This window comes from Sediminibacterium sp. GW821-FHT12F12, from assembly GCF_058806635.1.
Genome location: NZ_JBXAPW010000006.1, coordinates 88900 through 103471, shown reverse-complemented (window position 1 = coordinate 103471; position 14572 = coordinate 88900). Strand labels below are relative to the sequence as shown.

Below are 14572 nucleotides of genomic sequence, written 5' to 3'. Positions count from 1 at the left end.
TGAGGATTATTCATGCACGTGTAGCCGGTGGTTATACTATCTATAACAAAAGCCCCGCAAAGCAGGGCTTTTAAAAAGTTCTTACAGCTAATCTACCAGTAATTATACAGCGAAACTGGTGCCACAGCCACAGGTTTTGCTCGCATTGGGATTATTGAAGGTAAAACCACGGCTGTTTAATCCACCCTGCCAGTCTATTTCCATGCCGTAGAGGTACAATCCATGGCTCTTATTCATCACACAGGCAATTCCTTCAATCTCAAATGTCTGGTCTTCGGGTTCGGGTTTGTCAAAACCCAGCACATAGGTCATACCGCTGCAACCACCACCCTTTACGCCCACACGAAGGCACTGGGTGGTATCAAATCCATCCTCGTTCATTAAACGCCTGAGCTCGGTTATGGCACTGGCCGTTAGGCTTACCGGGGTTAATTGGGTCATCGTTTCCATGGGCTTCATTTGTACAGCAAAGTTACGGATAAATGCAGGTGTGCCCACAGCGCCCGTTTTCGATAGCGGAAAATTCCCTCCGGTCGGATAGTCCTTAAAACAAAGAGGCGCTGCCGCTGTTTACCTTATTTTTGTAAAAAATCGGTAGCATGGATTCTAAGTACCTGGTATTGGCGGGCGTTGTAGCAGTGGGTTGTCTTGCTTATTTCTATTTTCTCAGGCCCAAACCGGCTGATACGCATACTGCGGAAAAACTACCTAAAACAAATACAGGTTCCGTTGCGCTTCAATTACAGGCCTATGAAAGGCTTACGCTGCTGGTAGACAGGATCGCGATTCCCCAGCTGGTGAGCCGGATCAGTTATGAGGGTTTATCTGCCCGCGATATGCAACTGGTACTCACCCGTTCCATCAGGGATGAGTTCGATTATAATATTACCCAGCAGATCTATGTAACACCCGAAACCTGGAACGCGGTAAGAAGCCTGAAAGAAAAAAACCTGCTCATCATTAACCAGGTAGCCGCTTTGTTACCTCCTACTGCTTCAGGATTGGAGCTGAACCGGGCTTTACTGGAATACCTGATGCACGATGACAAAGCGAATATGCATGAACTGGTGAGTGAGGCTTTGAGTTTTGAAGCCAAGAAGTTATTGTAGGGAGTTGTTTACTTGTTTATGGGTTTACTGGGTCACCACATTTTTTGTTGCTTAATTTAACGATTGCCGGATGAGTGAAAAAAAAGTATTTACCGATAGTGGGATAGAGATCAGGAAAGTGTATTATGCCCAGCCACCAACAACAACTGCCGCACCGGAACAGCCGGGGCAGTTTCCATACACAAGAGGTGTACAGCCTGATATGTATCGGGGCAAACGCTGGACGATGCGCCAGTACGCCGGATTTTCTACCGCGGAAGAAAGCAATAAACGGTATCATTATCTGTTATCGCAGGGCGTGATGGGGTTGAGTGTGGCTTTTGATCTGCCCACACAGATCGGGTACGATAGCGACCATGCACTGGCAGAGGGAGAAGTGGGTAAAGTAGGTGTAGCCATTGATAGTCTGGAAGACATGGAGTTGTTGTTCAAAGATATTAAACTGGAAGACGTAAGCACTTCCATGACCATTAATGCCACGGGTTTTATCCTGCTGGCTTTTTATGTGGCCCTTGCCAAAAAACAGGGGGCTGATCTTTCGAAGATCAACGGTACCATCCAGAACGATATTTTAAAGGAATACGCAGCCAGAGGAACGTATATCTACCCACCCAAACCATCGATGCGGATCATCACAGATATTTTTGAATGGTGCAGCAAAGAATTACCCAAATGGAATACCATTTCCATCTCCGGTTACCATATCCGCGAAGCGGGCAGTACGGCGGTACAGGAAATTGCTTTTACGCTGAGCAATGGAAAGGCCTATGTGCAGGCCGCTCTGGCAAAAGGATTAGACATCAATGTTTTCGGCAAACGTCTCTCCTTTTTCTTCAATGCGCATAATAACTTATTTGAGGAAGTGGCCAAGTTCCGTGCTGCCAGGCGTATGTGGGCCACCATGATGAAGGAACTGGGTGCTACCGATGAGAAAGCCATGATGCTGCGCTTTCACACACAAACGGGTGGTGCTACTTTAACGGCACAACAACCGCTCAACAATATCTCCCGTGTTACCATACAAACCCTGGCGGCTGTATTGGGTGGTACGCAGAGTCTGCATACCAACGGATACGACGAAGCGCTGAGTCTGCCTACCGAAGAAGCGGCCCGGATCGCTTTACGTACTCAACAGATAGTTGCTTTTGAGAGCGGTGCCCCTGATACGGTTGATCCGCTCGCAGGAAGTTATTTCATTGAATCACTGACGAATGAAGTGGAGCAGAAAGCCCGGGAACTGGTAAACAGGATTGATGCCATGGGTGGTAGTGTAAGTGCGATTGAATCCGGTTTTATGCAGGATGAAATTGCACGCAGTGCCTACGAATACCAACGGGCCATTGAAAGCGGGGAAAAGATCATTGTGGGTGTCAACAAATTCACCATTGATAAAGAAAGCCCGATACCCGGCTTTAAGATAGACGACAGTATCAGAACCCTTCAATCGGAAAAACTACAGCAATTGCGGGCCAAACGCTCTGCAGCAAAGGCAGAAAACTGCCTGGAGAAAATTGCCCTCGCCGCCAAAGAAGGAACCAACCTGATGCCCCCCGTAATCGAAGCTGTAGAAAATTACTGCACTCTCGGCGAGATCGCAGATGTACTGCGGAAAGTATTTGGAGAATACAGAGGATAATTAACAATTAAAAATTAGCAATTAAAATTACTTCGAGGAAATACCTATTACAGTTCACCTTAGTATTTTTAATTGCTAATTTTTAATTGTTAATTGCTAATTACTTAGGTTAATACTACGAACAAGGCATAGATCACACCCGGTAACCAGAACAGTAAGGTTAATAACAGACTGAGCCAGAATTTACCATTAATCGTTCCTTCATGCAGGTAAACGGCCAGCGGTGGTAACAGGATGGCCAGAATAACCAGTAAGATGGTGCTGGTACTGGGTTCGGCGGCGGCTGTACCGGCTTTTTTCGCGGCTTTATATTCTTTGAGTACTTTTTTCACTTCGGCCATCCGCATTTTCTTCTCTACCCTTGATAAACTCCTGAATTCACGCAGCGCATCGGTAGCCACCACATCATCCAGCATCATTTCCTTGATCACGGAAGAGTCGGCCTTGCTTTTAACAACAGGTTCTGTAATAGAAGCTTTCAGCGACATAGTACCGAACAATCCGAGTGACAGCAGCAGTAAAGTAATTTTTCTCATAAATGTTTTTTTGATAGGGTTAAAACCGGGTAATTTAACGTACCCACAACATAAAGGTCATGGGAAAAGAGCAGTTACACTTACAGTACGCTGCCTATTACTTACATAAATTACATATCAGCTAAAAACAGGTGTAAAACAAGGTATAAATATATGCATACCGGCTGTAAATCAATATCACCAAATTAGTACCTTCCCTATTCAAACTACTGCTCATGAAAATGTTTTTTTCCGTTTGCTGCCTGGTGATGCTGTTAACAACCGCGGGTCATACACAAAATAACCCGTTTGTGAGTGATAGTCTCACCGCGTATATCGAAAAAGGGATGAAAGACTGGCAGATCCCCGGTTTGGCCATTGCCATCGTAAAAGACGGAAAAGTAGTGTTGATGAAAGGTTTTGGCGAAAGGAATATACAAACCCATGAAAAAGTGGATGAGAACACTCTATTCATGATTGCGAGTAACAGCAAACTGTTTACCGGTACGGCCCTTTCTCAATTGGCCTACAACAAAAAACTCACGCTTAACGACAAGATCACCCGGTATTTCCCGGATTTTCAATTGTATGACAAGAATGCAACGGAGCAGGTTACTATCAAAGACATGCTAAGTCACCATATCGGCACCAAAACCTTCCAGGGTGATTTTACTTTCTGGGATGGCAATCTGAGCCGAAGCCAGATCATTGACCGGATGAGGTTACTTAAGCCTACCGGTTTGTTCCGCCAGGATTTTGGGTATTGTAACAGTTGTTTTCTTACTGCGGGAGAGATCATCCCCAAAGTAAGTGGCAAACCCTGGGAAGTGTATGTGTACGACAGTATTGTACTGCCGCTGGGCATGAAGAACACTCATATGCTCACTTCCGGTATGCCGCAACGGGCCAATGTTTCCAAACCTTATTCAACTTCTTTTACCGGCGAACTGCATGAACTGCCCTACGACCAGGTAGATAACCTGGGGCCGGCCGGCAGTATGATCAGTAATGTAAAAGACATGGCACGCTGGTTACAGCTGCAACTGGATAGCGGCAGATATGAAGGCAAACGCATCCTGCCCTGGCCCGTGATCAGGGCCACCAGGGATATGACAACGGTTATCTCCAGTCGTAAAAGCGGCTCCTTCCCTACCCATTATACCGGTTATGGCCTCGGCGTATTTATGACCGATTATAACGGCAAACAGGTATTCTGGCACACAGGCGGTGCCTTTGGTTTTGTAACCAATACCTGTTTTGTGCCAGAAGAGAACCTCGGTATCACCATTCTTACCAATAACGATAACCAGAACTTTTTTGAGGCATTACGCTACCAGATCCTGGATGCCTATCTGGGTGTGCCGTATGTGAACAGGAGTTTGCAGCAGCTGCCGGGTCATATCAAAGAAACGGCAGAAGCCGTAAAAACTCTGGCAGCTATGCAGGCACGGGTCAGGGGAACTGCACCGGAACAGGCTATTGCTGCGTATACAGGCAGTTATGTAAATGAGGTATATGGAAACATCGACATTACATCAATGGGCGATGAGTTACAGATCAAATTCAACAGTCATAATAATTTAACTGCCTTTATGCGTTATATGGATAAGGGTGAATGGATGTTGGTATACAGCAACCCTGCCTTTGGCGTGTTCCCTGCAAAATTCCGCATCGAAAACAAAAAAGTAATTTCTGTGGATATCAAAGCCAGCGATTTTGTGGAGTTTGATTCCTATGTGTTTACCAAAAAATAATTTTCGTTTTATTTATACCAATCAAGAAACATGAAAAAATTGATCCCATTTTGTTTGCTCTTCACGGTGGCAGCATCGGCACAGAACCTGCCAGCCAATTACGAACAACTGGTAAAAGAACAATCGCCCAAAGTTGTAGAATGGCGCAGGTATTTTCACCAGTTTCCGGAACTCTCGAACAGAGAATTCAATACCGCCAAAAAGATCGAAGCTACCCTGAAACAACTCGGCATCGAAACACGGATAGCAGCACGTACAGGTGTTGTAGGTGTGTTAAAAGGCGGTAAACCCGGGCCGGTAGTGGCATTACGTGCCGATACAGATGGACTGCCCGTAACAGAAAGAAACCCACTTCCTTTTAAATCCAATGCCACCGCAGAATATAACGGACAACAAGTAGGTGTGATGCATGCCTGCGGACACGACTCGCACATTGCCATGTTATTAGGTGCTGCAGAGATCCTGTCGAAGATGAAAAAAGATATCCCGGGTACAGTTGTCTTCCTGTTTCAGCCTGCCGAAGAAGGTCCTCCCGGTACGGAAGAAGGTGGTGCACCTTTGATGGTTAAGGAAGGGGCACTCGATAATCCGAAAGTAGATGCAGTATTTGGTATGCATATTGAGGCCGGTCTGGATCTCGGTAAAATCTATTACAAACCGGAAGCTTTTATGGCTTCTTCCGACTGGTTCACCATCAAAGTAAAAGGCAGGCAAACGCATGGCGCCAATCCCTGGCTGGGCATTGATCCGATTGTGGTAAGTTCGGCGATTGTGCAGAATTTGCAGACCATCGTCAGCCGCCAGTCTGAACTGCCCAAAGCACCCGTAATTCTGACCGTAGGCAAAATACATGCCGGTGTGCGTCCCAATATTATTCCGGAAGAAGCCATCATGGAAGGAACCATCCGCACACTGGACAGTAAAATGCAGAAAGAGGTGCACGACCGCATACGCAAAATGGCAAAGAGCATTGCAGAAGCGTATGGTGCCACTGCCGAAGTAAGTATTGATACCAAAACACTGGTTACCTATAACGATCCCAAACTGGTAGCCCAAACCCTGCCCTCTTTACAAAAAGCTGCCGGCGAAGGCAATGTAGTATTACACCGTTGGGAAACCGGTGCAGAAGATTTTTCTTATTATGGACAGAAAGCACCGTCCTTCTTTTTCTATCTAGGTGCCCGCGATGCCAGGTTCACCGCAGAAAATGCCCCCGGCCATCACACCCCCGATTTTCTCATCGACGACAGCAAACTGGACATAGGCGTAAAAGCCTTCTGCCAACTTGTTTTCGACTATGCAAAAACCAAATAAAATATTCTATCATTCTATCATGCTATCATTCACTCATTTTATTCATATGAAACGCATCATAACCATCTTCCTGCTAAGCTCTATCGTAACCGCAGCGCTCGCCCAAACCTCCCCCCTCTCTCCCGAACAACTCTGGAAACTGGGGCGTGTTACCGGCTTAGGTATTTCCAAAGACGATCAGTATATCATTTACCAGGTAAGTACGCCCAATGCTACGGAGAATAAAAGTTCGCGTAAATTTTTTGCAGTGGCTACCAGTGGTGGTGAATCTTTTGAGATCCCCAATACAGACAGTTTTCTGGTAAACAGCAAAATCTCTTCCAACAAAAAATTCCTGGCGGAAACGAGAAATGTGGAAGTGACGAAAGTAACGGGGGCTGCCTTACATCCCGATCTGAAAAAATCGAATGTATATATTTATAACTCGCTCAACTACCGTCACTGGGATACCTGGGAAGATGGGAAATTTGACCATGTATTTGTGGCACCCATTATTAACGGAAAACCCGATCTGAAAAAAGCCAGTGATATCCAGTTCAATGAGCCTTTTGATTGTCCTACCAAACCCTTTGGCGGCGACGAGGATTTTGTATGGAACCCGGATGGCAGACACCTGGTATATGTAGCCAAGAAAAAAGCCGGGACAGAATATGCCCTCAGCACTAATACAGACCTGTACGAATATGATGCCCAGACCGGCAAAACCCGCAACCTTACCGAAAGTAATAAAGGATATGATGTGAGTCCGGCATTTAACAGCAAAGGACAACTGGCCTGGCTGCAGATGAAAAGGGATGGTTACGAAGCTGATAAACAGGACATCATTGTATCTGATGGCAAAACACAGGTAAACCTGACCGCCCAGCGCGATGATATTCATGTAGAAAGTTTTCTCTGGAGCCGCAGAGGAGATAGTATTTATTTTATTGCACCTGTTAATGGAACGTTGCAGCTGTTTCGCGTAAATGATGCGCTGGTAACAAAAACTTCTCCTGTTATTACACAGTTAACCAACGGTGATTTTGATGTGAGTGCCATTATTGCCGAAACGGAGAATGCATTGATTGTGGCACGTAATGATATGAACCGGGCTACTGAACTGTATCAACTGAAACTGACCAGTGGCAAAATGGTACAGTTTACCCATGTAAATGATGCTGCGTATGCCAAAATAAAAAAAGTAAAAACGGAGCGCAGGTTTGTAACTACTACCGACAATAAACAGATGCTGGTATGGGTGGTATATCCTCCGGGATTTGATCCGGCAAAAAAATACCCTACCCTGCTCTATTGCCAGGGTGGCCCGCAATCGCCTTTAACACAATCCTATTCTTTCCGCTGGAATTTTCAGTTGATGGCTTCGCAGGGATACATTATTGTTGCACCAGCACGGCGGGGTATGCCGGGTTTTGGCACAGAATGGAATGAACAGGTGAGTAAAGACTGGGGTGGACAGGTGATCCAGGATTACCTCAGCGCCATTGATGCTGTTGCCAAAGAACCCTTTGTAAATAAGGATCGTTTAGGGGCCATTGGTGCCAGCTTCGGCGGTTTCTCTGTATTTGCCCTGGCCAGCCAGCACGAGGGCCGTTTTAAGACCTTTATTTCGCACGATGGGGTATTTGATTTCAAAAGCATGTACGGCACCACCGACGAAATGTTTTTCGAGAACTGGGAAAAGGGTGGAAACTATTGGGATAAGAACAATGCCGTTGCGCAACGCTCTTTTGCACAATCGCCCAGCAATTTTGTAGAAAAATGGAATACGCCTATCCTCATCATACAAGGCGGCCGCGATTACAGGGTACCCATTGAGCAGGGCCAGCAGGCATTCCAGGCAGCACAGTTAAAAGGGATCAAAAGCCGTTTTCTATATATTCCCGACGAAAACCATTGGGTCTTAAGTGCCCAAAATGCACTGGTATGGCAAAGGGAGTTTTATAAATGGCTGGATGAAACGTTGAAATAATTTGAAAATGTGTTAATTTTAAAATGGGTCTTCCTTTTCAAATTAACACATTTTTACATGCTGTATTTCGCTGCATCAAAAGCAAGTGGAAGCAAGGCATGTACCTCCTAAGCTGAAAGTATTTTATTGTAAAAGCTAAAATCATGTATCGATTTCTTCTCTTTTTCAGTTTATACCTTCTCGGTTCCTGTTCAAAAGACAGTACAGAGTTATCTAAGGCAGATACAAAGTTGTCAATAGTTTTATACAACAAACCACTTGATACTATTACGTCATATGTAAATGGGAAATGGCAGCTACGTTATTATTCGGGAGGGTGGCTCTCAGGCTATATTGTACAGCGTGACAGATATGAGGAGCTTTGGACATTTAGCAACGGGAAAATAATTCAATCCTTACATAATCGCATTGTTGTTGATGCAACTATTTCCTGGTACCGGACGAAAGATGTGTTTGGCGATAGCACTTATCTTCTGAATTTCGATGACAGTAATGGTCAAGGGAACACATATGTTGTAGATAGAATCTTTAATGACACGCTTATCTTATTTGACAATGCTACTGATCCTTTCAAATACCGGTTTACAAGAATCAACTAACCAAATAAATACAATATGAACGTATTTTAAAAAGTTATAGAACCGAATGGCATTTATCTCGCCCCAAAACCTCATTTTCAAATTAACACATTTTCAAATTCCTTTCTCTTTATATGATCGGGCACCGAACAAAAGACTACCAATCCTTACCATCGTGCTCCCCTCTTCCATCGCTATAGTATAATCTCCGCTCATCCCCATACTCAAAATTGCCCACTCACCACTCACTACTGACCACTCACGACACTTATTAAACAATCCTTTCAAAAATCGGAACTCAGCTCTCACTTTCTCCAGATCATCACTGAAAGAAGCCATCCCCATCAAACCACAGACCCGCACATTGGGTAAAGCTGCGGCACCAGCCAGCGCTTCTTCCAGTTCGGTTTCATTCATGCCGAATTTGGTTTCTTCCTGTGCAATATGTACCTGCAGCAGGCAATCAATGATCCGGTTCTGTTTAGCCGCCTGTTTGTTGATCTCCTGTAGCAGTTTAAAACTATCCACCCCATGTATCAGGTACACAAAAGGTGCGATGTATTTCACTTTATTGCTCTGCAGGTGACCGATAAAATGCCAGCGGATATCTTTCGGCAAAGCCGCTTCCTTATCCACCAGTTCCTGCACATAATTCTCCCCAAAATCACGCTGACCCAGCGCATAGAGTTCCTGTATGTCTTCGTTGGGTTTGGTTTTGCTAACGGCTACGAGGGTGGTTGTGCCGAGTTCTTTTTTTATTTCATTATATTTTTCCAGATTCACTGACATAGCTATTTTTTGATTTGCGGATGACGGATTAGCGGATTTATTTCCGGAAAGTTAGAAGCAGAAGTTTCGCAGAGAAACGAGTGTATTGCTATCTCAAATCCGCTAATCCGTCATCCGAAAATCCGTTAATCGTTTCTTCCAAACCAGGTATTCGAGCACCAACAGATTATTATACGCATCACAATCATAATAAAATTTTCCGATTCCAGATTGTACCAACCAATGCTTATAAGGTTCGGGCAGCATAGACCCCATATTGGCGATGAAAAAATAATAAGGTTTTTCTTCAATCAGCTCTTCGATACCATCGGCTTTGTAGATTGGCGTAAATGTCGGTATCACCCCCCATTTCAGTAAGGCCGTACTAAGAATTACAGCATCCATAAAATGAACAGATTCCTTTAATTCTTTCTCAGCCTCCTGAATCAACTGACTCCTGAATAATTCCAGAGAAGGAATCTTTTTTACCGACATTAATCTTGCGAGGTGATAAAGTATCAACGGTGATCTGCCATATTGTGGTGCAACATACAGCGGTGAATTCAAATGGGCTTTGGTCTCCAGTACTTTTTCGATCAATTGCAGGCTGGCACTGTCAGCACCTGTCCAGGGTAGATGATACTGTTGGGTAAAGTAAAGAATGTTCGACAAAACGCATATATCAAACTCTACCGGCACATTTTTACCAAACCAGGTAGAGTAAGCAAAAATATCCCTGTAAGCTTTCGAATTATTGTTTACATGTTTACCCGTTTTGTTCGTGTAAGCCTGCATCAGATCGTGAATTTTTTTCGCGGTTGAATCAGGTGCACCCATTGCCAGAAGTATCATTACCGTATCATCCATATCATCTGGTAATGCCTGGCGTTTGTCGAACCAATTCATCCAATCGCCATGAGGAAAAATCTGGGGTGTATCTGTTGCCCAGAAATTATAGGTACCCCGTCCTGTTCTGTTTTCATATTTTTTGAAAGAAGGTATTGCTTTTTCAACAACCCCGTCCACAACCTTTTGTTGCGTAACGGTAAGTCGGGGTTTGATATCTTTCAGTGTCATGACAATCAACGATGTATAGAAAGGGTTCATGTCGGCCTTCTCTCTTAACTTATTCAATGCATAGGTACGGTAAGAAGCAAAAGCCCCTTTCGGAAAAACACCATGCTCTTTCACCTGTAATTGCTCTATACGATTTAGCAACTGTGTCATCAATGCAGTATCCTGGGCGTATAGGTGACTGGTCAGTAACCACAAAAGTAAAAACGGTATAAGCCTTCGTATAATCATGCATTGTAAAATTAACGGATTGGCGGATTACGGATTCACGGATTAAAAAATAAAAACGCTGGCACTGTTTTACAAAAAACAGCAACCAGCGTTCAACACTTATACAGAACAGCATCGGCACTCAATCCGCCATCCGCTGATTCGTTAATCCCTATTTAAGAATACTTCTCGAAATCACGATCCGCTGCACTTCACTGGTACCCTCATAAATCTGGGTAATCTTCGCATCGCGCATCAGGCGTTCTACATGGTATTCTTTTACAAAACCATAACCACCATGTATCTGTACCGCTTCTGTGGTAACCCACATAGCTGCTTCAGAGGCAAATACTTTGGCCATGGAAGAACTGAGGGTATAATCCAAGCCGTTATCTTTTTCCCAGGCGGCTTTCAGACAAAGCAGGCGGGCCGCTTCTATTTTAGTAGCCATATCGGCCAGTTTGAACTGGATGGCCTGGTGATGCATGATTTCCTTGCCAAAGGCTTTCCGCTGTTTGCTGTACGCCAATGCCAGCTCATAAGCGCCACTGGCAATACCGAGGGCCTGCGAGGCAATCCCGATACGGCCACCGGCCAGGGTCTTCATCGCAAACTTGAAGCCGAAACCATCTTCGCCAATCCGGTTCTCTTTCGGAACCTTCACATCGCTGAACATGATGCTGTGCGTATCGCTTCCGCGGATGCCAAGTTTGTTTTCCTTGGCGGCTACCACAATACCCGGACTGTTTTTCTCTACAATAAACGCATTAATACCCCGGCTTCCCTTGGCAGGATCGGTCTGGGCAATCACGAGGTAAACAGAGGCCGATGAACCATTGGTGATCCAGTTCTTGGTACCATTGATCAGGTAATGATCGCCCTTGTCTTCAGCAGTGGTCTGCTGACTGGTGGCATCGCTACCGGCTTCGGGCTCGCTCAATAAAAATGCACCAATATAAAGCTCCCCGTCTTTCCGGCCCTGCGCCAGCGGGGTCAGGTATTTTTTCTTTTGTTCTTCGTTACCAAAGGCTTCCAGTCCCCAGCAAACCAGGCTATTGTTCACACTCATACTCACACTGGTGCTGGCATCCACTTTACTGATCTCTTCCATGGCCAGCACATAACTGAGTGTGTCCATACCGGAACCACCATAATCCGGGCTCACCATCATACCCATAAAACCGAGCTCGGCCAGTTTCAGTACCTGCTCGCGTGGAAATTTCTGGTGTTCATCACGTTCAATTACGCCGGGTAAACATTCGGTGCGGGCAAAATCGCGGGCCGCTTTCTGGATCATCAGGTGCTCTTCGCTCAGTTCAAAATGCATGGATTTATCTGTTTTATGGCGCAAATTTAGGCTAACGGTCGTTAGGATTGACAATCACACGCAATTTTTTATGGATTGTTTTTGTAACCGGCCTGGAGGCTTTGGGCAGCGGGGTTGCGTCGCACACTTGTACGGTTAGCTAACTGGCAGCTGAAAAATACGGGGAAAACACCATTGGCTGGCAAACAATGAAACCTTAGCTTTATGGAAGAGGGATTTGTTTTGTGTATGATGAAGAACTACCAAATTCCTTATCTGAAACTTTCAATTACCCGTTATGATATCATCCAACGCCACACGTCATTTTACATGGATTCTCCTGTTGTCATTTACGGTGATATCCAACCTCACCGCTCAAACCAACCGTTTTGCTGCCCGTAAACATATAGTGGCGGGCGATACACTGGGGTATCGCTTATTGGTACCTGATTACGATACTATGCGCAAATACCCGCTGGTCGTGTTTCTCCATGGCTCTGGCGAAAGGGGAACCGATAATGAAGCACAGTTAAAATGGGGCGCTATGAATTTTGCCACAGACCAGGCCATGGCTGCCCACCAGGCCATTGTGTTGGCGCCGCAATGTCCGCCCGGAGCCCGCTGGGATAATTTCGAAAGAGCCGGTAGTGGAAGCCGCAAACTGACATTAAAAGCCGAGCCCTCCAGACAGGTAGCCGTTTTGATCGATCTGATCCGGCAACTTACCAAACAAATGGCCATTGATACCAACCGTATTTATATCACAGGTTTATCCATGGGTGGCTTTGGTACTTTCGATATCATTCAACGATACCCTTCCCTTTTTGCAGCAGCGGTACCGGTTTGTGGCGGAGGAGATAGTGCAAGAGCAGCTACCATCGCTCATTTACCCATCTGGGTTTTTCATGGCGCAGAAGATCCTTCTGTTGATGTAAAAATGTCGGATGATATGGTAAATGCCTTAACAGCTGCCGGAGCACATCCCGGTTACACCCGCCTGCCCGAAACCGGACATTTTGCCTGGCTGGCAGCTTATACAGATTCGCTGATGATGGAGTGGTTGTTCCGGCAAAGGAAAAAATAAACAGGAACCGGTAAGGATTGTCAGACAACAATGCAAACAGTATCTAAGCCAATAACGCATAGATGGAATCACCTGCGTTTCTGTAAAATATCTTTTATGCCCATACCCCGATTATCCAGCCCGGCATTATTCTGCCCATTGTTCGTAGGCACCCTTTCATCGCTGCAAGCACAGATCCCAAACGGCAGATACATCGGATACGAAAATAACCCCATTCATTTTTTACCGCCCGCATTGGGGCTGGCACCTTCAAAAGAAGAAAAATTAGTCAGAAATGAGCGTTACATCGAGGTAACCATAACCATTTCAGACAGCGCCATAACGATCACTAAAATACCGGTAACATTCATGAATACCCGGTTAACGAAAAAAAGGATAGATAGCACAGCGGGTGGTTACTACCACTACAGAGCAGAAATGGCGAAGAACCCATTTGGGACATTCATTAGTGGTTTTTTAACCACCTGTAAATATTGTGAACGGTTTGGCGATGCAATTCCGCTGTATAATTATGCTGATTATAGTGTAATACAAGAGGGAAAGAACCTGTTGTTAAGTACAGAACGTGAAAAGAATATTTTATTTAAAAAACAAAAAAGAGGATTTTTTCGATAACAGCATCAAGTAACAGAAAGTAAAGATGAATGTACTATTTCACCTGACCTCTGCCATTGGTCTGACAGTTTTACTGACAGATACGAAATCGCTTACCCAATCGCAAAAGGTTAGTCCCGTACTTGTAACAGGATATTGGGATTTTTTGCCGGCATTATTTCACATGGTGCATTAGACTATATTCCTCATTGTTATCCTGTTAACTCCAAAGCAGATGCAGTTACAGGTCTGTTACTTATGTTATTCTTAACAGTAAAAACAAACAAGAAGTTTCGTTTTATAACAGTTGCAACGCTGCTGGGCTCCGTATTTCCAGACCTGGTAGACCTGGCTCCCGCTATTCTTAATAAACAAGTACATCTGAACCTGCCCATTTTTGAAAAAGTGTTTCCCTGGCATTGGAAGGAATATTCCGGCTCTGTGTATCAAAATAGCTGCGATATTTCAACGCTCAATCATTTGCTTTTATTCACAACCATAATCATTATCGGCTGGTGCAGACGGGCAGATTTACAGGTAATGATAAAGGGAACCCGGCAGGTAAATTCTTCAAACTCGTAAGACTTAAAGAGCTAAAGGCCGGAATAATACATTCTTGCTGTCCCATGCTAACGCATGGGGTTACAATTTCAGCCTTTTC

General features: G+C 44.9%; 13 protein-coding genes. 8 read left to right on the top strand and 5 right to left on the bottom strand.

Annotated features, from left to right (window positions below; translation table 11 throughout):
• Window positions 1–102 precede the first annotated feature (102 nt).
• Entirely contained in the window at window positions 103–450 is a 348-nt protein-coding gene (locus AC1RNB_RS10815) for a HesB/IscA family protein (RefSeq protein ID WP_493082689.1), read from the bottom strand.
• 149 nt (window positions 451–599) lie between these two features.
• Here AC1RNB_RS10815 and AC1RNB_RS10810 point away from each other — a divergent pair, with 149 nt between their 5' ends.
• A complete protein-coding gene (locus AC1RNB_RS10810; RefSeq protein WP_493082688.1) occupies window positions 600–1109 on the top strand; it encodes a DUF7935 family protein in 510 nt (169 codons plus the stop codon).
• Between the two features lie 70 nt (window positions 1110–1179).
• Window positions 1180–2745, top strand: a complete 1566-nt coding sequence (locus AC1RNB_RS10805; protein WP_493082687.1) for an acyl-CoA mutase large subunit family protein — start codon at window positions 1180–1182, stop codon at window positions 2743–2745.
• 104 nt (window positions 2746–2849) lie between these two features.
• On the opposite strand, the gene AC1RNB_RS10800 is transcribed toward AC1RNB_RS10805, so the two are convergent.
• The gene (locus tag AC1RNB_RS10800) at window positions 2850–3281 is read right to left on the bottom strand and encodes a YqaE/Pmp3 family membrane protein (RefSeq protein ID WP_493082686.1); all 432 of its coding nucleotides are present in this window, start codon (window positions 3279–3281) and stop codon (window positions 2850–2852) included.
• A gap of 215 nt (window positions 3282–3496) precedes the next feature.
• On the opposite strand from AC1RNB_RS10800, the gene AC1RNB_RS10795 reads away from it, so the two are divergent.
• From AC1RNB_RS10795 to AC1RNB_RS10785, 3 genes are read left to right on the top strand one after another with little or no spacing between them, the layout of a single operon-like run.
• On the top strand, window positions 3497–5014 hold the full coding sequence (locus tag AC1RNB_RS10795; RefSeq protein ID WP_493082685.1) for a serine hydrolase: 1518 nt from the start codon (window positions 3497–3499) through the stop codon (window positions 5012–5014).
• A 30-nt stretch (window positions 5015–5044) separates the two neighbouring features.
• Window positions 5045–6328, top strand: a complete 1284-nt coding sequence (locus AC1RNB_RS10790) for an amidohydrolase (RefSeq protein WP_493082684.1) — start codon at window positions 5045–5047, stop codon at window positions 6326–6328.
• 46 nt (window positions 6329–6374) lie between these two features.
• Entirely contained in the window at window positions 6375–8297 is a 1923-nt protein-coding gene (locus tag AC1RNB_RS10785) for a S9 family peptidase (RefSeq protein ID WP_493082683.1), read from the top strand.
• Window positions 8298–8989: 692 nt separating this feature from the next.
• Here the strand turns inward: AC1RNB_RS10785 and AC1RNB_RS10780 are convergent.
• The 3 genes from AC1RNB_RS10780 to AC1RNB_RS10770 form a co-directional block, all read right to left on the bottom strand.
• Window positions 8990–9664, bottom strand: a complete 675-nt coding sequence (locus AC1RNB_RS10780; RefSeq protein ID WP_493082682.1) for a YggS family pyridoxal phosphate-dependent enzyme — start codon at window positions 9662–9664, stop codon at window positions 8990–8992.
• Between the two features lie 102 nt (window positions 9665–9766).
• Window positions 9767–10870: a hypothetical protein gene (locus tag AC1RNB_RS10775; protein ID WP_493082681.1), complete on the bottom strand. Its 1104-nt coding sequence runs from the start codon at window positions 10868–10870 to the stop codon at window positions 9767–9769.
• Between the two features lie 229 nt (window positions 10871–11099).
• A complete protein-coding gene (locus AC1RNB_RS10770; protein ID WP_493082680.1) occupies window positions 11100–12254 on the bottom strand; it encodes an acyl-CoA dehydrogenase in 1155 nt (384 codons plus the stop codon).
• Between the two features lie 277 nt (window positions 12255–12531).
• On the opposite strand from AC1RNB_RS10770, the gene AC1RNB_RS10765 reads away from it, so the two are divergent.
• From AC1RNB_RS10765 to AC1RNB_RS10755, 3 genes are all read left to right on the top strand, one after another.
• Window positions 12532–13317: a carboxylesterase family protein gene (locus tag AC1RNB_RS10765; RefSeq protein WP_493082679.1), complete on the top strand. Its 786-nt coding sequence runs from the start codon at window positions 12532–12534 to the stop codon at window positions 13315–13317.
• Window positions 13318–13347: 30 nt separating this feature from the next.
• Entirely contained in the window at window positions 13348–13932 is a 585-nt protein-coding gene (locus AC1RNB_RS10760; RefSeq protein ID WP_493082678.1) for a hypothetical protein, read from the top strand.
• Between the two features lie 135 nt (window positions 13933–14067).
• Window positions 14068–14493: a hypothetical protein gene (locus AC1RNB_RS10755; RefSeq protein WP_493082677.1), complete on the top strand. Its 426-nt coding sequence runs from the start codon at window positions 14068–14070 to the stop codon at window positions 14491–14493.
• The last annotated feature ends 79 nt before the right edge of the window (window positions 14494–14572 follow it).